Raw genomic sequence first — 24,600 nt, 5'->3', positions numbered from 1 at the left:
ACTGTCACACCCCGCCAGTAGGCTTGCGCCCATGCGCATCGCCACCTGGAACGTCAACTCGATCACCGCCCGGCTGCCCCGCCTCCTGGCCTGGCTGGAGAGCACCGGCACCGATGTGCTGTGCATCCAGGAGACCAAGTGCACCGCCGAGCAGTTCCCCACCGAGGAGCTGCGCGCGCTGGGCTACGAGTCGGTGGTCAACGCCACCGGACGGTGGAACGGCGTGGCCCTGGTCTCCCGCGTCGGCCTCGCGGACGTCGTCACGGGCCTGCCCGGCGGCCCCGAGTACGAGGGCGTGGAGGAGCCGCGGGCCATCTCCGCGACCTGCGGACCCGTCCGCGTCTGGTCGGTCTACGTGCCGAACGGCCGCGAGGTGATCCACGACCACTACGCGTACAAGCTGCGCTGGCTGGACGCGCTCAAGGCGGCCGTCGCGGACGACGCGGCCGGAGAGCGCCCCTTCGCCGTCCTCGGCGACTACAACATCGCCCCGGCCGACGAGGACGTCTGGGACATCGCCGAGTTCGAGGGCGCCACGCACGTCACGGAGCCGGAGCGGGCCGCCCTCGCGGGCCTGCGCGAGACCGGTCTGACCGACGTGGTCCCGCGCCCCCTCAAGTACGACCACCCGTACACGTACTGGGACTACCGCCAGCTCCGCTTCCCGAAGAACAAGGGCATGCGCATCGACCTGGTCTACGGCAACAAGCCCTTCGCCGAGGCGGTCTCGGACAGCTACGTGGACCGCGAGGAGCGCAAGGGCAAGGGCGCCTCGGACCACGCGCCGGTCGTGGTCGACCTCGACGTGTGATCTCGGCGTACGAGCGGGGTGCGCGGAGCTGATGATCTCCGCGCGCCGGGTGGTCGACCGGCAGGTGGCGGTGCGAGGCTGTTCGGATGAACATTCCGTTTCTGGACAAGTGGCGCAAGCGGCACGGGAGCGAGATGGAGGAGGCCGGCGAACCGTCGGCCGCCGACTTCGACCGTGACCCCGACGGGGTGGGCGAGCTGCTCTCCGAGTGCGAGCTGCTCCGCGCCCGCGTCGAGGAATCCGGGGTGGTGCTCGACAGCAGCCCGCGCTCCCTCCAGGAGCTGGACCAGTTGCCGCCCCGCTGGCGGGACGACCCCGAGGAGCTTCCCTGGTTCGGCAACGACGCCGGCCTCTACCTCGGCACGGTGATCGTCCGGAACGTGCCCGGGGCCCTGTGGCAGGTGTGGCCCAGTGGCGGGCCCGTGGTGCGGCTCGCCTCCGGCCGGGAGATCCAGGTCGTCGAGGCCGGTCTCGACTGGGCGATGCGGGGCGCGCCGGAGCTGTACCAGGTGTACGCCGAGGCCGCCGAATACTGAGCGGACCCCGCTTCCCACCCCACCCCCACGCCACCCTTTTGCAGTAAATACGGCTTATTCCGTTTTCATGCGTGTCGGCCGTGAAGTCCCTTTTTCTGGTGGATAGTTTGCGCTGACCTCGACACCGCTGAGAAATGGGGCAGGGCAGCGTATGGCCGTCGTCGATCCGCTGATCGAACTGCGTGGTGTCAACAAGTACTACGGCGCGCTGCACGTCCTCCAGGATGTGGACCTCACGGTCGGCCGCGGCGAGGTGGTCGTCGTCATCGGTCCCTCCGGCTCCGGCAAGTCCACCCTCTGCCGGGCGATGAACCGGCTGGAGCGTGTCGAGTCGGGCGAGATCGTCATCGACGGGCAGCCCCTCCCCGACGAGGGCAAGGCGCTCGCCCGGCTGCGCGCCGAGGTCGGCATGGTCTTCCAGTCCTTCAACCTCTTCGCGCACAAGACCGTCCTCGCCAACGTCTCCCTCGCGCAGGTCAAGGTCCGCAAGCGCAAGAAGGAGGAGGCCGACCGGCGTTCGCGCGAACTCCTCGAACGGGTCGGCCTCGCCGCGCACGCCGAGAAGTACCCGGCGCAGCTCTCCGGCGGTCAGCAGCAGCGCGTGGCCATCGCCCGCGCCCTCGCCATGGACCCGAAGGCCCTCCTCTTCGACGAGCCGACCTCCGCGCTCGACCCCGAGATGATCAACGAGGTCCTGGAGGTCATGCAGCAACTGGCCCAGGAGGGAATGACGATGGTCGTCGTCACCCACGAGATGGGCTTCGCCCGTTCCGCCGCCAACCGCGTCGTCTTCATGGCCGACGGACGCATCGTCGAGGACCGCACGCCGGAGGAGTTCTTCACGAGTCCGCGCAGCGAGCGCGCCAAGGACTTCCTCTCCAAGATCCTCAAGCACTGAGCGGGGGCGCCGACCATGCCGCGTACGCACCGGACCCTGGCTGCGCTCGCCCTGCTGCTCGCCGTGACGGCATCGCTCGGCAGCTGCGGCAAGGAGGGCAGCCCGCCCGTCAAGGGCCCGCAGCCCGACCAACTCCCCGTCTACCAAATCCAGTCGGGCTTCACTCTGCCCGACTCCGGCACCTGGAACAGGGCGAAGAAGCGCGGCCGGCTTGTCGTCGGCGCCAAGGAGGACCAGCCCTACATGGGCGAGAAGGACCCCGCCACCGGCCGCTACTCCGGCTTCGACATCGAGATCGCCAAGATGATGGCGGCCTCCCTCGGCTTCGATCCCGCCGGCATCGAGTTCCGTACGATCGCCTCGGCCAACCGCGAGACCGCCCTGCAGAACGGCCAGATCGACTACTACGTCGGCACCTACACCATCAACGACAACCGCAAGAAGCTCGTCGGCTTCGCCGGCCCCTACTACCAGGCGGGCCAGTCCCTCCTCGTCCGCACCGACGAGGACGACATCGCCGGGCCGCAGGACCTGGCCGGCAAGCGGGTCTGCTCGGCCGCCGGATCCACCCCGTACCAGCGGATCGAGAAGGACTACCCGGAGGCCGAACTCGTCGCCTACGACACGTACTCCGTCTGCGTGGACAACCTGCTGACCTACCAGGTCGACGCGGTCACCACCGACGACACCATCCTCATGGGGTACGCCGCCAAGGTCCCCGACGAACTCAAGGTCGTCGGCAAGCCGTTCTCCGAGGAGCCGTACGGCATCGGTGTCCCGCGCGGTGACAACGCACTGCGCTTCGCCCTCGACGACGCCATCGCCGCCCACGAGAAGAACGGCGACTGGAAGAAGGCCTACGACGCCACCCTCGGCCTCTCCGGGGTCCCCGCCCCGACGCCGCCCGCCATCGACCGGTACCCGGCGAGCTGACCGGAGGAGCCTCCCGACATGGACGTCCTGACCGACAACTTCGCGCTCTACGGCGAGGGTTTCCTCGGTACCGTCGAACTGACCGTCTACGCCTCGGCGTTGGCCCTCGTCCTGGGCTTCGTCATGGCCTCCTTCCGGGTCGCGCCCGTGGGCTCCTTCCGGGTCTTCGGCACGGTCTGGGTCACGGTCCTGCGCAACACCCCGCTGACTCTGCTCTTCTTCGCGGTCATGCTGGGCCTGCCGCGCTTCGGACTCGTCCTGCCCTTCGAGGTGTTCGCGGTCCTCGCGCTCGGCTGCTACACCTCCGCCTTCATCTGCGAGGTCCTGCGCTCCGGCATCAACACCGTGCCGCGCGGCCAGGGCGAGGCGGCCCGCAGCCTGGGCATGACCTTCACGCAGACGCTCGGGGCGGTGGTCCTGCCGCAGGCCTTCCGCACGGTCATCCCGCCCATCGGCTCCACCCTGATCGCCCTCGCCAAGAACTCGGCGATCGCCGGTGCCTTCAGCGTCACCGAACTCCTCGGCACCTACAAGACGTTGAGCGAGCTCGGCTACAACATCGTCTGGACGTTCGTCTGGATCGCCGTCGGATACCTGATCATCACCCTCACCATCAGCGCGATCTTCCACGTCCTGGAGAAGCGCTGGGGAGTCGCCCGATGACCGAGTCCACCGCCCTCTACGACATCCCCGGGCCGCACGCCCGGCGGCGTCACCTCCTCTACGGCCTCGCGTCCACCGTCGTGATCCTCGCCCTGGCCGGCTGGTTCCTCTATCTCCTCTTCGACACCGAGCAGTTCACCTCCACCAAGTGGTCGCCCTTCCTCTACGAGGGCATCCAGGAGCTGCTGCTCGAAGGCCTCGGCAACACCCTCAAGGCCTTCGCGTACGCCTCGGTCCTGTCACTCGCGCTCGGTGGGGTCCTCGCCGCCGGGCGGCTCTCCGAGCACCGCGTGTTCCGGTGGACCTCGACCCTGCTCGTCGAGTTCTTCCGCGCGATGCCCGTCCTCGTGATGATCTTCTTCATCTTCGTGGCGCTCAAGGTGCAGCCGCTGCCCGCGCTCGTCGCCGGACTCACCCTCTACAACGGCTCGGTGCTCGCCGAGGTCTTCCGCACCGGCATCCACTCCGTCGAACGCGGCCAGGGCGAGGCCGCGTACGCGCTCGGCATGCGCAAGACGCAGGTCATGACCTACGTCCTCGCCCCGCAGGCGTTCAGGGCGATGCTGCCGGCCATCATCAGCCAGCTCGTGGTGGCCCTCAAGGACACCTCGCTCGGCTTCCTCATCACCTACGAGGAGTTCCTGCACGCGGGCAAACTGATCGCGTCGAACCTCGACTACGACCTGCCGTTCATCCCCGTCGTGCTGGTCATCTCACCGATCTACATCGGGATGTGCATGCTGCTCTCCTGGTTCGCCACCTGGGTGGCCCGCCGAGAGCGCCGCAGCCCGAAGACGAAGGCCGTGGACGTCGCGCCGGCCGACCCCGGGACGCTGCTGCCGGGAGCGCAGTAGCTGCTGTGAAGCCCTGCCCGCCCGGCAGCAGCCGGTGATCACTTCTCCCGCAGCGGTACCGACACGTACGACGGGTCGGCCGACGGGGAGGAGAAGGTCAGCTGCGCGCCGGTCGGGTTGTGCTCGATGTAGAGCGGGTCGACGGTGTCGACGACCAGGGCGAGCCGGTGTCCGGCCGGCACGTCGTACGCCGTGGAGAACAGCTCCAGATCGACGGCGAACGGCTTCCCCGGCGTCTTGCCGTGGAAGGTGTACGGGGCGTTGCTGATCAGCTTGCCCATGCCGAGCGGGCCCACGTCGTAGAGGTACGCGACGAAGGTGCCGCTCGCCTTCGTGGAGGTGACCGTGGTGTGCACCTCGGCCGTGCCGCGCACCCGCTGCGGGGTGGCGTACCGCTCGGACTGCCAGACGCCGGCGAAGGCCTGGTTGAGCAGCGGGACGGAGACGGTGGGCGGGGTGCGCAGGAGCTGGTCCAGCAGATTGGTGAGCAGCGTGATGCCGCCGTTGGCGCCGGAGTCGACGTTCGCCCAGAGGTGCTCCGAGTCGGAGAGGGCGAACTTCCGCTGGTTCGCGTGGACGGACTTCCAGTCCGGGTAGCCCTCGTAGCCGTCGGCGGAGCGGGACTTGAGCTGGACGGGCTGCTCGCGGTCGATGCCGTTGTCGACGCCCTTGAGGTGGCGGTCGAACCAGCGGTGGGCGTTGGTCCAGGTGTCGTTGGGGAGCCCGAGGATGCCCGTCGCCTCGGCGGTGGCGTGGTCGCCGGGCCGGAACTCCAGCCGCTTCGGGCCGGTGAGCTTCTCGTAGAAGCTCGCGTACTGGTTCGGCGGGAAGATGGTGTCGCCCCAGGCGTTGCCCATCATGATCGCGGCGCCGTTGGCGTTGATCCGGTCCAGGTAGGTGAGCGGGGACCGCACACGGCCCCAGGCGATCATCTCGTCCTCCTTGTCGAGGTTCGACGAGAGGAAGTCGCCCAGGATTCCCTGGAGTTCGGGGCCGGGGCGTCCGGTGAGGAAGCCCGCGCCGCCGAGCAGGGCGGCGGCCTGGAGGTGCTGGGTGCGGCCGCTGTAGATCGAGTCGATGAGGTCGGCCCAGCCGCTGAGCGCGGCGACGGCCTTGATCCGGGGGTCGTGCGCGGCGGCGAGCAGGCTGATCCCCGCGCCGTACGAGACCCCCGCCATGCCCACGTGGTCGGCGTCGGCCGGAGTGTTGGCGAGCGCCCAGTCGATGACCTTCGAGGCGTCGGCGATGTCCTTCGGGCCCGCGGTCTCGATCTCGCCGCCGGACTGCCAGAAGCCGCGGGAGTTGTAACTCACCACGATGTAGCCGGAGTCGGCGAGCTTCTGCGCCTGGGCGAGGTACTCGATCTGGGGCATGGCCCAGCTCGTGGGCAGCACGATCAGGGGGAGGCGGGCCGAAGCGCCGGCGGGGGTGACGACGTTCGCCTTGAGGACGGTGCCGCCCTCCCCGGCGATGTCGACGAACCGGATGCCGGTCTGGCCGGTCTGGCCGTTCTCGACGGCCTGGGCGGCGGGGGCCAGGCCGAGGGCCGTCCCGGCCACGAGAGCGGCCGAGACGGCGAGTGCCAGGGATGTGCGCACGGGTCACTCCTCACTGGGGGCACTGATGGGGGACAGTGAATGGGGGGCAGTGAAAGTGACCCGACGGTAACCGGGAGGCCGTACCCGAGGTAACCGGTCGGTAAGTTACGTGCGGGTAACGATTGAAGGCGGAACCATGCCGTCGAGGAGGGCGACGGCCTCGGCGAAGTCGGCGTGGGCCTCGTCGCACCGCTTGGCGGCGACGAGGAACATCGAGCGGTCGGTCAGGGCGCGGGCGGACGCCCCCGGGGCCTCCGGCATCCGGCGGGCGAGCGCGACGCCTTCGTCGAAGAGGGGGCGGAGTTTCTCCTCGAACCGGTAGTGGTGCCCCCGCTGGCCGATGGCAGTACGCCGGGTCAGCCGGTGGTGCGCCGCCACCGCCTCGGGGCGATGCCCCGCCGCGGTCAGTTCGGCGACCTCCATCTTCAGGGCGGGGATGGCGGCGAGGTACGACTCCATGGTGTCGGGGGACCAATGATGGTGGTCGGCGCCGAAGGGCGGCATCGGCGTGTCCCGGGACGCGCCCGGCTCCGCCGCCCGGCCCGAGAGGGCGAACAGCGTGGACCACGAGGTGAGGCTGTTGCCGTGGCTCTCTCCCTGCTCCGCCAGCCGGGCGAGCGTCATCAGGGCTTCCTGCCGATCCGCTCGCGCCTCCTCCCGGCGACCGGCGACGTCGAGCATCTCGGAGCGGTGGACCAGTTGCCACACCAGGTGGGCGATGGGGAGGGCGTCGGCCTCCGCCTTGCGTCGGGTGTCGTCCACGAGTTCGGTGAACACGGTGAGGGCCTCGTCGTGTCGTCCGGCGGCGTTCAGCTCCGCCGCCCACTCCACCATGTCCGAGTGGCAGAGCTTGGACCCGCGGGACGCGGTGTCGCTCCCGCAGATGTCCGCCGCTTCCGCGTGGCGCCCCTCTTCGGCGAGTACCTTCCTCAGTCGCTCGTGCACGTACGTGAAACCCTCCCCATGGCCCCGCTCGAGGCCCAGCCGTCGCACCTCCGTGATTTCCTCGCACACCGTGAACGCCTCGGCCCGGCGGCCGACGGTGAACAGGGTGTGCTGGTACGCGTCCAGGGCCTGGCAGAGCACCGCGGTCCGCTGCGGTTCGTGGGCGTCGATGCGTCGGCCGGTGTCCACGGCCTCCGCGTGCAGCGCGAGCCGAAGCTCCTGCCCGCCCCGATCCCCGACCTCGTAGCCGTACGAGACGAGCGCGCTGCCCAGCTTCGGCAGATAGGCCGCCGGACTCACCTTCGCGAGCACCCGGTACGCCTCGACCTCCTGCGACAGGCTCAGCCGGCCCGATCCGAGCAGCATCGTCCGTGCCCGCAGCACCGCATCCTGATCGACGTTCTCGGAGTGATTCATGACGGCGATTCTGGGAGTCGGCCGGGGCGCCGGACAAGGTTCCGCGACTGTGCGATCAGTCCTACGAAAACCGCCTCTGACCTGTCATGATGGAAACGTCTTCACCTCTGGTTGACCCCCGACGGGAGGCACGGTGGGCGACACGGGCGACCTACCCGATGTGTTCGACCCGCGGATCTACGCCGCCGGGATCCCGCACGACCGCTATCGCGTACTGCGCGACCACGCGCCCGTCGCCCGGCAGGCGGAGCCGGAGATCCTGGGCTGGCCCGCCGGGCCCGGATTCTGGGCCGTCACCCGGCACGCCGACGTCGTCCGGGTCCTCAAGGACTCCGGCACGTACTCCTCCGCCCTCGGTGCCACGCAGATCCGGGACCCCGACCCCGCCGACCTGCCGTTCATCCGGCGCATGATGCTCAATCAGGACCCTCCCGAACATGGGAAGTTGCGGCGGCTCGTCAGCCGGGCCTTCACCCCCGGGCGGATCGAGCGGTTCGCCGCCACCGCACGGGAGCGGGCTCGGGGCCTGCTCGCGGACGCGGTCTCGGGCGCGGCCGGCGGCGAGGTGGACCTCGTCCGGACCGTCACCGACGACTACGCCCTCCTCAACCTCACCGACCTGCTCGGCGTGCCCGCGAGCGACCGGGGACTGCTCCACGCCTGGACCGAGCGGGTCATCGCCTATCAGGACCCCGACGAGCCACCCGTCCTCGACGCCCGGGGGCGGCCGGTCAACCCCCGCTCGCCCGCGATGCTCGCCGAGATGTTCGGCTATGCCCAGGAACTCGCCGCGTACAAGCGCGCGCACCCCGCCGACGACGTGATGACCTCCCTGGCCACCTCCGAACTCGCGGACGCCGAACTGGAGATGTTCTTCTTCCTGCTGACCGTCGCCGGGAACGACACCGTCCGCAGCGCCGCCCCCGGCGGACTCCTCGCCCTCGCCGAACACCCCGGAGAGCAGGCCGGGCTGTGGAGCGGAAAGGTCACCATGGAGACGGCCGTCGACGAACTCCTGCGCGTGCACCCGCCCGTGCTCTCCTTCCGGCGCACGGCGACGCACGACACCGAGCTGGCCGGGCAGACGATCCGCGAGGGCGACAAGGTCGTCGTCCTCCATGCCTCCGCCAACCACGACGAGCGCGTCTTCGCCGCACCCCACCGCCTCGACCTCGGCCGGAGCCCGAACCCGCACGTCTCCTTCGGCGACGGCCCGCACGTCTGCCTCGGCGCCCACTTCGCCCGGCTTCAGCTCCGGGTGCTGTACGAGGAGGTGCGCGAGGCCTGCGGCGGGCTGACCCTCGCGGAGCCGCCCCGCCGCCTCGTCTCCAACTTCATCAACGGCATCAAGTCGCTGCCGGTTCGGCTGCGGGAGCCGTCCGCGCCGGCTGCGTGACATCGGCGACCAGCTCCACTACATCGGGGCCGTAGGCCTGCGAGTTGATCACCTTCAGGAGCAGCACGAAGGAGCCCGAGCGGTAGCGGCGCGCCAGAGAGCGGTGGTGGCGTGCCAGATAGCGGGTCGCCGCCTGGTTGGTGATGGCCCGCTGCCCGCAGAAGAGGAAGACGGGCCGCCCGCCCTCGCCGGCCGTGAGCCGCGCCAGGATCACGTACTCGGACACCCCCACCTCCGAGAGGTAGCGCTCCGAGCCGATCCGGAACATGCCGCGCACCGGGCTCGGCTCCACCTCGACGTTCACCTCCACGCCCGGCAGGAGCGTGGCCAGATGGGCGTCCATCCGCCGGTTCGAGTATGGGCCGCCGACGCAGAACTCGGTGCGGTCCCCGAACCCCTGGTGCGCCTGATCGTGGGTGAGGATCCGGGCCTGCGCCCCGCAGTCCTTGATGAGCGCGGAGAGTTCGAGCAGCGCGAACACGTCGAACCGGTGCACCGAACGTTCCCCGCCGGACTCCCTGTTCACCACGAGCAGGCACTCCGAGTTCCCCGGCAGCCCGAAGAACCCCTGCTTGCGGCGGAGGCTGCGCCGCCACAGGTACGTGCGACCCAGCCAGCCGAGGGAGGCACTCACCCCGGTGGCCAGGACCCCGAGCACGATGTTGCGCACGTCTTCGTCCATGGGCGCGCATGGTAGCGGCGATTCGGACTTCGTTCGAGGCGGTCCTGACGGGAGGCGCGTGCGGAAGTTACGCTGCGCGGACGGTTGTTGACTGGAGGTTGCGCATGCGTCGATCCGCCGCCCGGAAGGTCTCCGTTGTCGCTGTTGCGGCGACGGTCCTCTCGATGGGCGCCGCCGCGCCGCCCGCGGCCCCTCCCGGTGCCCCGCCGGCGCCGGTCAAGGAGCCCGTCGCCGTCGGCTACGGCGGAGCGGTCGCCAGCGTCGACGCCGACGCCTCGGCCGCCGGCATCGAGGTGCTCCGCAAGGGCGGCAACGCCGTGGACGCGGCCGTCGCCGTCGCGGCGGCCCTCGGCGTCACCGAGCCCTACTCCGCCGGGATCGGGGGCGGCGGGTACTTCGTGTACTACGACGCCAAGAGCCGTACGGTCCACACCGTCGACGGCCGGGAGACCGCACCGCGCTCCGCCGACACGAACCTCTTCACGGAGAACGGCAAGCCGATCCCCTTCGAGGAGGGCATGACCAGCGGCCTCGGCGTCGGCACCCCCGGCACCCCGGCGACCTGGAAGACCGCCCTCGACGCCTGGGGCAGCAAGCGCCTCTCCACCCTCCTCGCGCCCGCCGAGCGGCTCGCCCGCGAGGGCTTCACCGTGGACCCCACCTTCCGGGCCCAGACCGCCGCCAACGAGGCCAGGTTCCGCGACTTCCCGGACACCGCCGCGCTCTTCCTGCCCGACGGCCAACTGCCGGTGGTCGGCTCGGTGTTCAAGAACCCTGACCTGGCCCGTACGTACGAGACGCTCGGCCGTCAGGGCATCGGCGCCCTCTACCGGGGCCCGCTCGCCCGGGACATCGTCGACACCGTCCGCACGCCCCCCGTCCGCGAGGGCGCCACCCGGACCGTCCGCCCCGGCGATCTGACGGAGCGTGATCTCGCCGCGTACCGCACCGAGTCCCGCAGGCCCACGAAGATCGCGTACCGCGGACTCGACGTGTACGGCATGGCCCCGTCCTCCTCCGGCGGCACGAGCGTCGGCGAGGCGCTCAACATCCTGGAGGGCACCGACCTCGCCGCCGCCACCCCGGCCGGCTATCTGCACCGGTTCATCGAGTCGAGCCGGATCGCCTTCGCCGACCGGGGCCGCTGGGTCGGCGACCCCGCCTTCGAGTCCGTGCCGACCCGCGAGCTGCTCTCCCAGCGGTACGCCGACTCCCGCGCCTGCCTGATCCGCGACGAAGCCGTCCTGACCAGCCCGCTCGCGCCCGGCGACCCCCGCGACCCGGCGCCCTGCGCGAGCGGCGGGATCGCGGCCCCGACCACGTACGAGGGCGAGAACACCACCCATCTGACGGCCGCCGACAAGTGGGGCAACGTCGTCGCCTACACCCTGACCATCGAGTCCACCGGCGGCAGCGGCATCACCGTGCCCGGCCGGGGCTTCCTGCTCAACAACGAGCTCACCGACTTCTCCTTCGCCCCCGCGAACCCGGCCGTGCACGACCCGAACCTGCCCGGCCCCGGCAAGCGACCGCGCTCCTCGATCTCCCCGACGATCGTCCTCGACCGGCACGACCGGCCCGTCCTCGCCCTCGGCTCACCGGGCGGCGCGACCATCATCACGACGGTCCTCCAGACCCTCACCGGGGTCGTCGACCGGGGTCTGCCGCTCGTCGACGCGATCGCCGCGCCCCGCGCCAGCCAGCGCAACCAGGCCACCACCGAACTCGAACCCGGTCTGTGGAACAGCCCGCTGAGGGCGGAGCTGGAAGGGATCGGGCATGGCTTCCGGCAGAACCCGGAGATCGGCGCGGCGACGGGCGTGCAGCGCCTGCCCGACGGCCGCTGGGTGGCCGCCGCCGAGACGGTCCGCAGGGGCGGCGGCTCGGCGATGGTCGTCCGGCCGACGGGCCGGTAGCGGACGCCTTGGGGCCCTACAGGGCCGTGAGCACGCGCGGGCCGTCGTCCGTGATCGCGACCGTGTGCTCGGCGTGGGACGCGCGTGACCGGTCGAGCGTCCGGATGGTCCAGCCGTCCCGCGCCGTGTAGTGGTCGTCCGTGCCGCCGCCGATGAGCATCGGCTCGATCGCGAGCACCATCCCGTGCCGCAGCTTCATGCCCCGGCCCGGGCGTCCCTCGTTGGGGACGCCCGGGTCCTCGTGCATGGTCCGGCCGATGCCGTGGCCGCCGAAACCGTCGGGGATGCCGTAGCCCGCCCCGCGGCAGACCTGGCCGATCGCGTGCGCGATGTCGCCGATGCGGTTGCCGACGACGGCCGCCGCGATGCCCGCCTCCAGGGCCTCCTCCGCGGCGTCGATCAGCCGCGTGTCCTCCGGCCGGGCCCGGCCGACCGTGAAGCTGACGGCCGAGTCGCCCGCCCAGCCGGCAAGGAGTGCTCCGCAGTCGGCGGACACGAGGTCGCCGTCCGCCAGTCGCGTGTCGTCGGGGATGCCGTGCACGATCGCGTCGTTCACGGAGAGGCACACGACCGCGGGGAACGGCACCGGCGCCCACTCCGGGTGGTAGTCGAGGAAGGGCGAACCGGCGCCCGCCTCCGTCAGAACCTCCCGGGCGGCCCGGTCGAGCTCGGTCAGCGCGACGCCGGGCGCCGCCTTCTCCCGTACGGCCGCGAGGGCCCTGGCCACCACCCGGCCGGACTCGCGCATCGCCGCCAGGGACTTGTTCGTCTTGATCTCCACCATGCCAATTACTATACCGCAATTATTATACCGGTATTAGAATGGCCGCATGGTACGCACACCCCTGACCCCCGAAGAGCGCGAGCGCGGCGAGCGCCTGGGCCTCCTCCTGCGCTCGGCGCGCGGCGAGCGGTCCATGGTCGAGATCGCGGCCGCGGCCGGCCTGTCCGCCGAGACCCTCCGCAAGATCGAGACCGGGCGGGCCCCGACGCCCGCCTTCTTCACCGTCGCGGCCCTCGCCGGGGTCCTCGACCTCTCCATGGACCAACTCGTGGTGCTCTGCACTCCTGCCCCAGCCCCGACCCCGACCCCGACCCCGACCCCGACCCCGACCCCGACCCCGGCTCCGGTCTGACGGGGGCCGGACCGGAGTCTCAGACGGAGACGGCCAGCTGCACCCGGCTGTGGCGCGGGCGCTCGATCTCGTCCAGGAGCGCGAGCGCCAGATCGGCGTGCCCGACGCGCCCCGGCCCCTCGACCACCGTGCCCACGGCCGTCCGGTAGCCGCCGGTCCGCTCCGCCTCCGCGTTCAGGTCCAGCGGCGGCACCACCATCAGCCAGTCGAGTTCCGGCCCCGCCTCGGCCGTGAGCAGCTCGAACTCGGCCACGTGGCCCTGGGCGATGGCGCGCCACGCCGCCGGGAACCCGGGCGCGTCCATGAGCCGCACCCCCGGCTCCGTCTCCAGCGTCGTCGCGATCCCGAGGGTGAGCAGCCGCCGCACCCCCGCCTCCGCGAGGCCCGCGACGAGCGCCTTTGCCGCCGCGGTGAAGTACTCCTCCGAGGGCAGGTCCAGGCGGGCCGCCGCGTGGAGCGCCGCGTCGTGGCCGGCCGCGACCGCCGCCACGGAGGCCGCGTCCGTCGCGTCTCCCCGGACGAGCGTGACTCCCGCGCCCTCCAGGTCGCGATGCGCGGCCGGGTCGCGGACCACGGCCGTCACCCGGTGGCCCCGGGTCACCGCCTCGGCCACGGCCGCCCGGCCGACGCGCCCGCCGGCGCCGAAGACCGCGATGCGCAGTCCGTTGCTGTCGCTGTTGCTCTTGCTGATGTCGTTCTCGATGTCCATGCCCGGACGGTAGAACGGAGGTCCCTGGTTACTTCAACGGTACTGGGTTAGCGTCGGCCCATGCCTGATCAGCCCTTCCCCGCCGCGCCGTTGGACTCCGCCCGCTTCGACGACCCCGACTGCGCCGGCAGCCCGGCCCAGCCCTTCCGCGTCGGCGACAAGTGGACCGGCATGGTGCTGCGCTGCCTGGAGGACGGCACGCCCCGCCGCTTCACCGAACTGCGCGTGCCCCTGCACTGGATCACCCCCAAGGTCCTCACCGAGACCCTCCGCTCCATGGAGCGGAACGGCTTCGTCACCCGGACCGTCCACGACGAGAACCCGCCCCGCGTCGAGTACGCCCTCACGCCCCTCGGGCGCTCGCTCATCGGACCGCTCGACACGGCCTGCGACTGGGCCCGCGCCCACGCCCCCGCCATCACCGAGGCCCGCGCCTCGTACGAGCAGGCCAGCCCGGTGGCGTAGCACCGGATGCGGGTCCCGGCGGCCGGGGCGACCGTGGACGCGTGCACCTTCGTCAGAAGCGCTTCCTCGCCGCCGTCCTGGCCCCACTGCTGCTCCTCGGTACGGCCTGCGGGGCCGACGACACCGCAGGCGGAACCGTCGACCCGCCCCGGTCCGTCGCGCCGGAGAAGTTCCGGCACCCCGGCGTCCTCGTCGGCGGCGCCCAGCTCGCGACGGTGCGCCGCCGGGTCGCCGCGGGGGAGGAGCCCTGGGCCTCCGCCTACAAGGCCATGGGGAGGAGCGAGTACGCCGCGCTCGACTACACCCCCCACCCCGCGAGGATCGTCGCCTGCGCGTCCAACGCCGGGACGGACGCCTGTGTCGCCGAACGCGAGGACGCCATCGCCGCCTACACCCACGCCCTCATGTGGTCGGTGTCCGGCAAGGCCGCGCACGCCGACAAGGCCGTCGAGATCATGGACGCCTGGTCGAAGACGGTGAAGGAACACACCCGCGACGACGCCGACCTGCAGACCGCCTGGTCCGGCTCGTCCTGGGCGCGCGCCGCCGAGATCGTGCACGCCGGATACCCGGCCTGGGGCGGGGCCGCGGTCCAGCGGTTCAAGTGGATGCTACGCAAGGCGTACCTCCCCGCCGTCAGTTCCAAGGTGCCCGACTACAACGGCAATTGGGAGCTGGCGATGACCGACGCGGCCATCGGCATGGCGGTCTTCCTGGAGGACCGCACGGTCTTCGAGGAGGCGGTAGGGCGCTACCGTGCCCGCGTCCCCGCCTACTTCTACCTCTCCACCGACGGCGCCCTGCCCAAGGCCCCGCCCGGCGGCACCATCGACACCGCCGACGAGCTCGCCACGTACTGGTTCGGGCAGCGCACCTACGCCGACGGGCTCGGGCAGGAGACCTGCCGCAACTTCATGCACATCGGGTACTCGCTCGCCGCCACCGCCCACATCGCCGAGACCGCCTGGCACCAGGGCCTCGACCTCTACGGCGAGGAAGCCGAACGGCTGGGTGCCGCCCTGGAGTTCCACGCCCGCTACCAGCTCGGCGAGACCGCCCCGAAGTGGCTCTGCGGCGGGAAGGTCGAACGGACCATGGGCCCCGACGTCGAGGTCGCCCTCAACCACCTCGAAGGCCGGATGGGCATGAAGCTCCCGCAGACCGCGAAGCTCGCCCGGAGCCAGCGGCCGAGCGGCACCGACGACCTCTTCGTCGCCTGGGAGACCCTCACCCACGCCTCGAACCCGACCCCGGCGTGACGCGCCGCACCCCCTAGGCTCCGGGGCATGATTCCCGAGGAACTGCGGCGCGGCCGCTACGTGAGCCTGACCACCTTCCGCAAGAACGGCACGGGGGTGGCGACGCCCGTCTGGTACGCGGTGGAGGGCGCCGAGCTGTACGCGTGGACCCGCACCGACTCCTGGAAGGTCAAGCGGCTGCGGAACGACCCGCGCGTCGAGGTCGCCGTCTGCGACGTGCGCGGCAACGTCGCCGAGGGCGCCACGCGCTTCCCCGGCGAGGGCCGGCTGGTCGAGGGGGAGGAGCTGCGCCGGATCCGGGGGCTGCTCTCGCGCAAGTACACCTGGCAGTACTGGCTGACCGACGTGCCGGCCATGATCGTCCGCCTCGGCAAGCGCCCGCACACCGGAATCGTCGTGCGTTTCGGTGAATCCGCCGAGTGAGGCACCCGCACGAAAACGGACCGTAGTCGTCCCGTAACACGACTGCGGTCCAATACCCGCGGACCGGCAGGTCCCAGTCGACGGCGGGGCAGGTGCGGAACGTATGACGGTGTATCAACTCCCGGTGGACGTCATGGCGTTCGCGCACTGGCTGACGGAGCTCGCATCCCGCCTCCGGCCGGACGCCGGCTGGTACGGCGTCTTCGCCGACCGCGACCCGGAGGGGCTGCGCGCCTGCTTCGACGGTACGGAGATCCTGCCCTGGGACGTCGTCGAGTCGCTGCTCCAGGACGCCGGCGAGCCTGCCGACGGGCCGCTCGCCGCCCGGGCCGGGGCGCTGTACGCGGCGGCGGCCACCGCCCACGACCGGCGCCCCGGCGGGGCCGCCGCGCTCGCCGAACGCCGGGGGCTCATGGAGCGGGAGCGGCGGTACGCCGAGTCCCGCGCCCGCGAGCTGGGGGAGCGGCTCCGCGCCGCCGCGGGGGCGGCCGAGGCGGCCGCCCTGGAGAACGACCTCGCCTGGATCCGCGACGACCAGGCCCGGGCCGCCGCCCGCGTCGCCGAACTGACGGCCCGGCTGGCCCGCCTCGAAGGGGCCACAGGGGCCACAGGGGCCACAGGGGTCACAAGGGCCGCAGGGGCCACAGAGGCCTCAGGGGCCGCACCGGACCGGGTGGCCGGGTGGGCGAAGGCCCCTGCTCCGGCGAAGGCTCCAGCCCCTGCCCGGCCCGCCGCCCGGCCTTCGAAGCCTCGCCGCGGGGGCGCCCGGTACGCCTGGCTGGAGGAGAGTGCCGAGGAGCGGACGCCGGCGGTGGCCGTCCCCACGCTGCCGACCGGAGGAGCGGCGCCCCGGGGCGCCAGGTTCGGCGGCGGTGGTGGCGGCGAGGTGAGCGGTGCGGCCCCGGCCCCCGAGGTGGCGGCGGACCCCGGGGAGGCCGCCCGCGCCGCGGCCAATGCCGTCTACGCCCTCCAGCGGCTCCGCGCCCAGGGCCGCAGCGGCGAGGCGCACGCCCTGCTCTGCGAGGCGCTCAGCGGCCCGCCGGGCCGGCTGCCCGCCCTCGCCGCCGAACTGCACCGGGCCGGCCTGGGCGCCGACTGGTCCACCCTGCTCTGGGAGGCGGCCTCGCTGCCGCCCGGCCGGCTCGCCGCCGTCGCCGGGGTCCTCGCCGACGCGGGCCGGGCGGCCGACTGCGATCAGCTCCTCCGCCAGGGCGTGGCCCGCCCCGTGGAAGAGCTGGCCGGGGCGTGCGCCGCGCTGCGCGCCGAGGACCACCACCGCGAGGCGCACGCGCTGCTCACCGCCTTCGTCCGGGTCCGGGCGCCCGAGGACGCCGCCCGCCTCGCGGGCGCGGATCCGCGCGGACTCGTCCCCCAGCTCCTGGACGCGGCCCGGGCGGTCTCCGCCGCCCGGGAGCGCGACCTGCTCCACGCCCTGCGCGTGGCGGGTCTGGCGGGGGCCTGAAGCCTCTCCGGTGGAGCCGTCCCGGGCGCGTGTCATTACTTGCGGGTACGTGTCGGTACGTGTCCGACGTGGACCACTCGGGTATGAAACATGATCGACGCCGCTGCTTCGCGACGGTGGTCTTGCTCCGGGGTGTGACGGGGCTTACGTTCTCCTCCTACGCCCCGCGTCTACGGGCGTAGAGGCTCTCTGACGCCGTGCCGAAGGAGCAGCTCATGACCGACGTCGTACGCGCCGCGCTCGTCCAGGCGACCTGGACGGGCGACACCGAATCCATGATCGCCAAACACGAGGAGCACGCCCGGGAGGCCGCCCGGCAGGGCGCCAAGGTGATCGGGTTCCAGGAGGTGTTCAACGCCCCCTACTTCTGCCAGGTCCAGGAGCCCGAGCACTACCGCTGGGCCGAGCCCGTCCCGGACGGTCCCACCGTCAACCGGATGCGGGCGCTCGCCCGGGAGACCGGGATGGTGATCGTCGTCCCCGTCTTCGAGGTCGAGGGCGAGGGCTTCTACTACAACACCGCGGCCGTCATCGACGCCGACGGCACCTACCTCGGCAAGTACCGCAAGCACCACATCCCGCAGGTCAAGGGCTTCTGGGAGAAGTACTACTTCCGCCCGGGCAACGCCGGCTGGCCGGTCTTCGACACCGCCGTCGGCAGGGTCGGCGTCTACATCTGCTACGACCGCCACTTCCCGGAGGGCTGGCGCCAACTGGGCCTCAACGGCGCACAGTTGGTCTACAACCCGTCGGCCACCTCGCGCGGTCTCTCCTCCTACCTCTGGCAGCTGGAGCAGCCCGCCGCCGCCGTCGCCAACGAGTACTTCGTCGCCGCGATCAACCGCGTCGGCCAGGAGGAGTACGGCGACAACGACTTCTACGGCACCAGCTACTTCGTCGACCCGCGCGGTCAGTTCGTCGGCGAGGTCGCCTCCGACAAGAGCGAGGAACTCGTCGTCCGCGACCTCGACTTCCGCCTCATCGAAGAAGTCCGGCAGCAGTGGGCCTTCTACCGGGACCGCCGCCCCGACGCGTACGACGGGCTGGTGCAGCCGTGAGCAGCCTGTACGACCGGCACAAGGCCGTCATCCCCGACTGGGTCGCCCTCTACTACCGCGACCCCATCGAGATCACCCACGGCGAGGGCCGCCACGTCTGGGACGCCGACGGGCGCAAGTACCTCGACTTCTTCGGCGGCATCCTCACCACGATGACCGCGCACGCCCTGCCCGAGGTCACCAAGGCCGTCGCCGAGCAGGCCGGACGGATCGTCCACTCCTCGACGCTCTACCTCAACCGGCCCATGGTGGAGCTCGCCGAGCGGATCGCCGGCCTCTCCGGCATCCCCGACGCCCGCGTCTTCTTCACCACCTCCGGCACCGAGGCCAACGACACGGCCCTGCTCCTGGCCACCGCGTACCGCCGCTCGAACCAGATCCTGGCGATGCGCAACAGCTACCACGGCCGCTCCTTCTCCACCGTCGGCATCACCGGCAACCGCAGCTGGTCGCCGACCGGCCTCTCGCCGCTCCAGACGCTGTACGTGCACGGCGGCGTCCGCAACCGCGGCCCCTACGCCCAGTACACCGACGAGCGGTTCGTCGACGCCTGCGTCGCCGACCTCGAAGACCTCCTCGGCCACACCCGGGACGTCGCCGCCCTCATCGCCGAACCCGTCCAGGGCGTCGGCGGCTTCACCTCCCCGCCCGACGGCCTGTACGCCGCCTTCCGGCGCGTCCTCGACCGGCACGGCATCCTCTGGATCGCCGACGAGGTGCAGACCGGCTGGGGCCGCACCGGCGACCACTTCTGGGGCTGGCAGGCCCACGGCCAGGCCGGGCCGCCCGACATCCTCACCTTCGCCAAGGGCATCGGCAACGGCATGTCCGTCGGCGGGGTCGTGGCCCGCGCCGAGATCATGAACTGCATCGACGCCAACTCCATCTCCACCTTCGGTGGTTCGCCGATCACCATGGCCGCGGGCCTGGCCAACCTCGCCTACCTCCTGGAGCACGACCTCCAGGGCAACGCCCGCCGCGTCGGCGGCCTCCTCATCGAACGCGTACGGGCCGCCGCCGCGGGCGTGGACGCCGTACGGGAGGTCCGGGGCCGAGGCCTCATGATCGGCATCGAACTCACCGAGCCGGGCACCGACCGCGCCGACCCGGACGCGGCCTCCGCCGTCCTGGAGAGGGCCCGGGAGAACGGCCTGCTCATCGGCAAGGGCGGCGGACACAACACCAGCGCCCTGCGGATCGCCCCGCCGCTCTCGCTCTCCGTCGCCGAAGCGGAGGAAGGTGCCGCGATCCTCGAAGAGGCGCTCAGAGCCCTGTAGCCCGCTCCCCGCCCCGCAGTTCGCTCCCTGTCGTTCCCCCCTTACTCACGCAGGAGAGTCCCGTGAGCACCCGTACCCTCATCCGGGGCGGTCTCGTCGTCACCGCCGCCGACGAGATCCACGCCGACGTCCTGATCGAGGACGGCCGGATCGCCGCCCTCGCCGCCCACGGCTCGGACGCGGCCGCCGGCTGGACCGCCGACCGGACCATCGACGCCACCGACCGCTACGTGCTGCCCGGCGGCGTCGACGCCCACACCCACATGGAGCTGCCCTTCGGCGGCACCGCCGCCTCCGACACCTTCGAGACCGGCACCCGCGCCGCCGCCTGGGGCGGCACCACCACGATCGTCGACTTCGCCGTCCAGACCGTCGGCCAGAGCCTCCGTGAAGGACTCGACGCCTGGTACGCCAAGGCCGACGGCAACTGCGCGATCGACTACGGCTTCCACATGATCCTCTCCGACGTGAACGAGTACACGCTCAAGGAGATGGACCGGCTCGTCCAGGAGGGGGTGAGCTCGTTCAAGCTCTTCATGGCGTATCCGGGGGTCTTCTACTCGGACGACGGCCGGATCCTGCGCGCCATGCAGCGCTCCGCCGACAACGGCGGGCTGATCATGATGCACGCCGAGAACGGCATCGCCATCGACGTCCTCGTCGAGCAGGCGCTCGCCCGCGGCGAGACCGACCCCCGCTACCACGGGGAGGTCCGCAAGGTCCTCCTGGAGGCCGAGGCCACCCACCGCGCCATCCAGCTCGCCCGGGTCGCCGGGGCGCCCCTCTACGTCGTCCACGTCTCCGCCGAGGAGGCGGTCGCCGAGATCGCCGCCGCCCGCGACAAGGGGCTGCCCGTCTTCGGCGAGACCTGCCCCCAGTACCTCTTCCTCTCCACCGACAACCTCGCCGAGCCCGGCTTCGAGGGCGCCAAGTACGTGTGCAGCACCCCGCTCCGCCCCAGGGAGCACCAGGCCGCGCTCTGGCGCGGGCTGCGGACCAACGACCTCCAGGTGGTCTCCACCGACCACTGCCCCTTCTGCTTCACGGGGCAGAAGGACCTCGGCCGCGGGGACTTCTCCAAGATCCCCAACGGTCTGCCGGGCGTGGAGAACCGCATGGACCTCCTCCACCAGGCCGTCGTCGAAGGGCACATCTCCCGGCGCCGCTGGATCGAGATCGCCTGCGCCACACCCGCCCGGATGTTCGGCCTCTACCCGCAGAAGGGCACGATCGCGCCCGGCGCCGACGCCGACGTCGTCATCTACGACCCGAACGCCCGCCAGACCCTCTCCGCGGCCACCCACCACATGAACGTCGACTACTCCGCGTACGAGGGGAAGGCGATCACCGGACAGGTCGAGACCGTCCTCTCGCGCGGCGAACTCGTCATCGACCAGCGGAAGTTCACCGGCCGCGCCGGACACGGCGCCTTCACCCCCCGCTCCACCTGCCAGTACCTGAACTGAACCCCGAACCAGGAGGTCCCCGCGTGGACTTCGGACTCGTCCTGCAGACCGACCCGCCCGCCTCGCAGGTCGTCGGCCTGATGCGCCGGGCGGAGCGGAACGGCTTCCGCTACGGCTGGACCTTCGACTCCGCCGTGCTGTGGCAGGAACCCTTCGTCATCTACAGCCAGATCCTCGCCAACACCACCAAGCTGCACGTCGGCACGATGGTGACCAACCCGGGGACCCGTACGTGGGAGGTGACGGCCTCCACCTTCGCCACCCTCAACGACATGTACGGCAACCGGACCGTCTGCGGCATCGGCCGCGGCGACTCCGCCATGCGCGTCGCGGGCCGCAAGCCCAACACCCTCGCCCGGCTCGGCGAGGCCATCGACGTCATCCGCGACCTGGCGGAGGGCCGTGAGGCGGAGGTCGACGGCAACCCGATCCGCATCCCCTGGATCAAGGAGGGCAAGCTGCCCGTCTGGATGGCGGCGTACGGCCCCAAGGCCCTCGCCCTCGCCGGGCAGAAGGCCGACGGCTTCATCCTCCAGCTCGCCGACCCGTTCCTCACGGAGTGGATGGTCAAGGCGGTCCGGCAGGCCGCCACCGACGCCGGCCGCGACCCCGACGCCCTGACGATCTGCGTCGCCGCCCCCGCGTACGTCACGGCGGACGACTCGCCCGAGGCCCTGGCGCACGCCCGCGACCAGTGCCGCTGGTTCGGCGGCATGGTCGGCAACCACGTCGCCGACCTGGTCTCCAAGTACGGCGAGCACTCCGCCATGGTCCCCGAGGAGCTGACGGCGTACATCAAGGACCGGCAGGGCTACGACTACTCCCACCACGGCCGCGCCGACAACCCCGACACCGCCTTCGTCCCCGACGAGATCGTCGACCGCTTCTGCCTCCTCGGCCCCGCCGAGGCCCACATCGAGAAGCTCCGCCACCTCAAGAGCCTCGGCGTGGACCAGTTCGCGGTCTACGACATGCACGACAACCGGGAGGGCACGATCGACGCCTACGGCACCGACATCATCCCGGCCCTCACCTCCTAGTACTCCAGCCGGACTTTGATGTTTTGCCTGGTCAACGGCTTGGGTTTGGGGAGTGTAGCGGGGTGGTGCTGGAAGCGGGGCGGGTTCACCTGGCCCGTCCCGCGAACGAGTGCCCTCGCCGTGTGTAGTGACATCTGCGGGCTCTGGCCTGGTGCCGACGGCGCCATCGTGACCAGTTCATCGAGTGGTCGCCCTGTGCAGCAGGATGTCGGTGGGCAGCTGCCAGGAGACGGCGAATCTCGGCTGGTGTGAGGTCCACGAGGTCGGGAGTGTTCTGCTCGGTTCCCCTTTTTCCCTCGCGTGGGCGGCGGTGACGGCCAGGAACGCGTGGGCGAGCATGGCGAGAGTGATGTGCCGGTGCCAGCCGGTGTAGCGGCGGACTTCGTACTGGTCCAGGCCGCATTCGTTCTTCGCGCTCTGGAAGCACTCCTCGATCTTCCAGCGGCAGCCGGCGATCCCCACGAGGTCGGTGAGGGTTGCCTGCAGGGGTGCCGAGGCGAGGAAGTAGGCGAGCTCGTCCGGCTTGGTGATGCTGCGGCGGGCGAGCATCCATCGCTGGCGGGTGGGCTCGTCGCCGTCGAATTCCCAGACAGCCGGCAGCCGGGCCGCGGCCCAGTCGTAGATTCGGGGCCCCTTGGCGCCGTCGCCGCAGGAGAGCTGCTGCCACGCTTCTGGCGGAGCCTGGCCGATGAGATGGTCGATGCGGGGGCCGTGGACCTGCTGGGACTTCGGTACGGCCATGACATAGGACAGGCCGACGTCTTCCAGGAACCGGCGGAAGCGGGAGTCCTGCCCGTAGGCGGCATCCGCGGTGACCCAGGCGACGGGCAGCGGGGAGGCGAGTGCTCGCAGGACCATGGTGCGGGCCAGGTCGTTCTTCGTCGCGAAGCCACGCTCGCTGGGGATCTTGGCAGCACGGCAGCGCTCGAGGTCGTCGGTCCAGGACTTGGGCAGGTAGAGCTCGCGGTCGACCAAGGCATGGCCCAGGGTGGTGGCGTAGGCGGCGAAGACACCGATCTGGCAGTTCTCGGTGCGGCCGGCTGTGCCGGAGTACTGCCGTTGCACCCCGGCTGAAGTGACACCCTTCTTGACGAAGCCGGTGTCGTCGATGATCAGGACACCGTCGTCGGCGCCGAGGTGCTCGGCGACGTAACCCTGCAGGTCATCACGGATTCCGTCGGCTTCCCACCGGCTTTTCGCCAGGAGGTGCTGCAGTCCGTCCGGCGTGGAGTGCCCGGCAAACTCGGCCAGTTGCCAGGAGTTCTTGCGGCCCACCGGGCCGAGCAGACCACGGACGTAGTCCCGCATCCGGCGTCGCGGCTCAACACGTGAGAAGCGGTGCCCGACTTGCAGGAAGAGTTCTTCCAGTTCGTGTTCCCACTCGTTGGCGGTTACGTCATCAGTCACACATGGTGGCTGTCCAGCCCGATGTCACTACACACGGCGAGGGCACTCGTTCGCGGGACGGGCCAGGTGAACCCGCCCCGCTTCCAGCACCACCCCGCTACACTCCCCAAACCCAAGCCGTTGACCAGGCAAAACATCAAAGTCCTGCTGGAGTACTAGGTCGTGTCCGGAAAGTCATGGGAGCCAGAGTCGGAGGCAGGCGAGGGTGACCATGGCTTGGTAGTGGCGGGCTCGTTTGTCGTGGCGGGTGGCCAGGGCCCGGTTCTGTTTGAGCCGGCTGAAGCAGCGTTCGATCACGTTTCGCCGCCGGTAGGCGGCCCGGTCGAGGCGGCAGAGCGTCTCGCCGCGGCGGATGCGTCCGTTGATCTGGTCGATCCGTTCCGGGATCGTGCAGGCGATGCCGCGTCGTCGCAGGTAGGCGCGGATCTTGCGGGCGGAGTAGCCCTTGTCCGCGGCGACGCGGTCGGGCTGGGTCCGGGGGCGTCCCGGGCCCGGCCGGGCGACCTTGATCCGGGCCATGACGGGTTCGAACTGGGTGCAGTCGTTGACGTTCCCGCCTGTGATCGTGAACGCGAGGGGGCGGCCCTGGCCGTCGCAGGCCAGGTGGATCTTGCTGGTCAGCCCGCCCCGTGAGCGTCCGAGTGCTTCGCCTTCCCAGGGCCCCCTTTTCGGGCCCCGGCCGAGTGCTGGTGGGCCCGGACCGTGGTCGAGTCGACGCACACGATGGACCAGTCCACGGCTCCGACGGCATCGGAGTGCTGCTGGACGTGGGCGAGGAGCCGGTCCCAGGTGCCGTCGGCGGACCAGTGCCGGAAGCGTTCGTAGACCGTCTTCCACGGCCCGTATCGCTCCGGTAGGTCACGCCAGGCGGCACCAGTGGACAGCTTCCACAAGATCCCGTTCACCACCTGCCGCCGGTCCCGCACAGGCCTGCCCATCCGGCCCGGCGCCAGAAACGGAGCGATCAACGCCCACGACTCATCTGTCAGTTCATGTCGACGCACCACGAACGGAGTAACGAGCCACCGACTTTACGGACACGCCCTAGCCCGAAGCCACTGTCCCTCAGGCCCCACCTGGCTCGTTTCGTCCCCAGCGACCGACGGAGGGGTGGACCCGGAATAGAGCAGTCACCGTCATCCGGCACTGCTGGGCGACGCACCGATCCGCCGGGGACCTCCGTAGGAGCGTGGGGCTATCGGCCCTCCTCCGTCGGCCTATCGCTGCACGCCATGGGGATCACGGAGTG

The 24,600-nt window shown here is 71.2% G+C and carries 23 protein-coding genes and 1 pseudogene; 17 read left to right on the top strand and 7 right to left on the bottom strand.

Going from position 1 to position 24,600, the window contains the following annotated elements; genetic code table 11:
• The first annotated feature begins 31 nt into the window (after positions 1 to 31).
• The 6 genes from OG357_RS07625 (at position 32) to OG357_RS07600 (ending at position 4,695) form a co-directional block, all read left to right on the top strand.
• A complete protein-coding gene (locus OG357_RS07625) occupies positions 32 to 811 on the top strand; it encodes an exodeoxyribonuclease III (protein WP_329620418.1) in 780 nt (259 codons plus the stop codon).
• A gap of 86 nt (positions 812 to 897) precedes the next feature.
• Entirely contained in the window at positions 898 to 1,347 is a 450-nt protein-coding gene (locus OG357_RS07620; protein WP_329620417.1) for a DUF6278 family protein, read from the top strand.
• Positions 1,348 to 1,498: 151 nt separating this feature from the next.
• Entirely contained in the window at positions 1,499 to 2,245 is a 747-nt protein-coding gene (locus OG357_RS07615; protein ID WP_329620416.1) for an amino acid ABC transporter ATP-binding protein, read from the top strand.
• 15 nt (positions 2,246 to 2,260) lie between these two features.
• Complete coding sequence (locus tag OG357_RS07610; protein ID WP_329620415.1) at positions 2,261 to 3,178, top strand: glutamate ABC transporter substrate-binding protein; 918 nt, start codon at positions 2,261 to 2,263, stop codon at positions 3,176 to 3,178.
• Between the two features lie 18 nt (positions 3,179 to 3,196).
• Entirely contained in the window at positions 3,197 to 3,841 is a 645-nt protein-coding gene (locus tag OG357_RS07605; protein WP_329620414.1) for an amino acid ABC transporter permease, read from the top strand.
• On the top strand, positions 3,838 to 4,695 hold the full coding sequence (locus OG357_RS07600) for an amino acid ABC transporter permease (protein WP_329620413.1): 858 nt from the start codon (positions 3,838 to 3,840) through the stop codon (positions 4,693 to 4,695). The genes OG357_RS07605 and OG357_RS07600 overlap by 4 nt, the downstream gene beginning before the upstream one ends.
• A 38-nt stretch (positions 4,696 to 4,733) precedes the next feature.
• On the opposite strand, the gene OG357_RS07595 is transcribed toward OG357_RS07600, so the two are convergent.
• Together OG357_RS07595 and OG357_RS07590 are read right to left on the bottom strand one after the other, a co-directional pair.
• The gene (locus OG357_RS07595) at positions 4,734 to 6,293 is read right to left on the bottom strand and encodes a CocE/NonD family hydrolase (protein WP_329620412.1); all 1,560 of its coding nucleotides are present in this window, start codon (positions 6,291 to 6,293) and stop codon (positions 4,734 to 4,736) included.
• Between the two features lie 105 nt (positions 6,294 to 6,398).
• A complete protein-coding gene (locus tag OG357_RS07590; protein WP_329620411.1) occupies positions 6,399 to 7,655 on the bottom strand; it encodes a hypothetical protein in 1,257 nt (418 codons plus the stop codon).
• Between the two features lie 133 nt (positions 7,656 to 7,788).
• Between OG357_RS07590 and OG357_RS07585 the strand changes: the two genes are divergently transcribed.
• Complete coding sequence (locus OG357_RS07585) at positions 7,789 to 9,051, top strand: cytochrome P450 (RefSeq protein ID WP_329620410.1); 1,263 nt, start codon at positions 7,789 to 7,791, stop codon at positions 9,049 to 9,051.
• Here OG357_RS07585 and OG357_RS07580 read toward each other — a convergent pair.
• A complete protein-coding gene (locus tag OG357_RS07580; protein ID WP_329620409.1) occupies positions 9,002 to 9,733 on the bottom strand; it encodes a hypothetical protein in 732 nt (243 codons plus the stop codon). The genes OG357_RS07585 and OG357_RS07580 overlap by 50 nt on opposite strands.
• A gap of 104 nt (positions 9,734 to 9,837) precedes the next feature.
• Here OG357_RS07580 and ggt point away from each other — a divergent pair, with 104 nt between their 5' ends.
• Positions 9,838 to 11,649 (top strand): gamma-glutamyltransferase, encoded by a 1,812-nt coding sequence (ggt, locus tag OG357_RS07575; protein ID WP_329620408.1) that lies wholly within the window; start codon positions 9,838 to 9,840, stop codon positions 11,647 to 11,649.
• 16 nt (positions 11,650 to 11,665) lie between these two features.
• Here the strand turns inward: ggt and map are convergent, their stop codons facing one another.
• Positions 11,666 to 12,433: a type I methionyl aminopeptidase gene (gene map, locus OG357_RS07570; RefSeq protein WP_329620407.1), complete on the bottom strand. Its 768-nt coding sequence runs from the start codon at positions 12,431 to 12,433 to the stop codon at positions 11,666 to 11,668.
• Positions 12,434 to 12,479: 46 nt separating this feature from the next.
• On the opposite strand from map, the gene OG357_RS07565 reads away from it, so the two are divergent.
• Complete coding sequence (locus OG357_RS07565) at positions 12,480 to 12,785, top strand: helix-turn-helix domain-containing protein (protein WP_329620406.1); 306 nt, start codon at positions 12,480 to 12,482, stop codon at positions 12,783 to 12,785.
• Positions 12,786 to 12,804: 19 nt separating this feature from the next.
• Here the strand turns inward: OG357_RS07565 and OG357_RS07560 are convergent, their stop codons facing one another.
• On the bottom strand, positions 12,805 to 13,494 hold the full coding sequence (locus tag OG357_RS07560; RefSeq protein ID WP_329620405.1) for an NAD(P)-dependent oxidoreductase: 690 nt from the start codon (positions 13,492 to 13,494) through the stop codon (positions 12,805 to 12,807).
• Between the two features lie 60 nt (positions 13,495 to 13,554).
• Between OG357_RS07560 and OG357_RS07555 the strand changes: the two genes are divergently transcribed.
• From OG357_RS07555 to OG357_RS07520, 8 genes are all read left to right on the top strand, one after another.
• A complete protein-coding gene (locus OG357_RS07555) occupies positions 13,555 to 13,959 on the top strand; it encodes a winged helix-turn-helix transcriptional regulator (protein ID WP_329620404.1) in 405 nt (134 codons plus the stop codon).
• Positions 13,960 to 14,000: 41 nt separating this feature from the next.
• Positions 14,001 to 15,218: an alginate lyase family protein gene (locus OG357_RS07550; RefSeq protein ID WP_329620403.1), complete on the top strand. Its 1,218-nt coding sequence runs from the start codon at positions 14,001 to 14,003 to the stop codon at positions 15,216 to 15,218.
• A 27-nt stretch (positions 15,219 to 15,245) separates the two neighbouring features.
• Complete coding sequence (locus OG357_RS07545) at positions 15,246 to 15,641, top strand: PPOX class F420-dependent oxidoreductase (protein WP_329620402.1); 396 nt, start codon at positions 15,246 to 15,248, stop codon at positions 15,639 to 15,641.
• A 103-nt stretch (positions 15,642 to 15,744) separates the two neighbouring features.
• A complete protein-coding gene (locus OG357_RS07540; RefSeq protein ID WP_329620401.1) occupies positions 15,745 to 17,103 on the top strand; it encodes a UL36 very large tegument protein in 1,359 nt (452 codons plus the stop codon).
• A 215-nt stretch (positions 17,104 to 17,318) separates the two neighbouring features.
• Complete coding sequence (locus OG357_RS07535; protein WP_329620400.1) at positions 17,319 to 18,161, top strand: nitrilase-related carbon-nitrogen hydrolase; 843 nt, start codon at positions 17,319 to 17,321, stop codon at positions 18,159 to 18,161.
• Positions 18,158 to 19,438, top strand: a complete 1,281-nt coding sequence (locus tag OG357_RS07530; protein WP_329620399.1) for an aspartate aminotransferase family protein — start codon at positions 18,158 to 18,160, stop codon at positions 19,436 to 19,438. The genes OG357_RS07535 and OG357_RS07530 overlap by 4 nt, the downstream gene beginning before the upstream one ends.
• A 62-nt stretch (positions 19,439 to 19,500) precedes the next feature.
• Complete coding sequence (gene hydA / locus OG357_RS07525) at positions 19,501 to 20,904, top strand: dihydropyrimidinase (protein ID WP_329620398.1); 1,404 nt, start codon at positions 19,501 to 19,503, stop codon at positions 20,902 to 20,904.
• A gap of 23 nt (positions 20,905 to 20,927) precedes the next feature.
• Positions 20,928 to 21,944 (top strand): TIGR03842 family LLM class F420-dependent oxidoreductase, encoded by a 1,017-nt coding sequence (locus OG357_RS07520; protein ID WP_329620397.1) that lies wholly within the window; start codon positions 20,928 to 20,930, stop codon positions 21,942 to 21,944.
• A 177-nt stretch (positions 21,945 to 22,121) separates the two neighbouring features.
• Here the strand turns inward: OG357_RS07520 and OG357_RS07515 are convergent, their stop codons facing one another.
• Positions 22,122 to 23,351, bottom strand: coding sequence for an IS701 family transposase (locus tag OG357_RS07515; protein WP_443066622.1), 1,230 nt, complete (start codon positions 23,349 to 23,351; stop codon positions 22,122 to 22,124).
• 174 nt (positions 23,352 to 23,525) lie between these two features.
• Positions 23,526 to 24,355, bottom strand: a pseudogene (locus OG357_RS07510) (IS5 family transposase).
• Between the last annotated feature and the right edge of the window lie 245 nt (positions 24,356 to 24,600).

The sequence above is a fragment of the Streptomyces sp. NBC_01255 genome (assembly GCF_036226445.1).
GTDB lineage: Bacteria > Actinomycetota > Actinomycetes > Streptomycetales > Streptomycetaceae > Streptomyces.
This window is presented reverse-complemented; position numbering and strand designations above follow the sequence as displayed.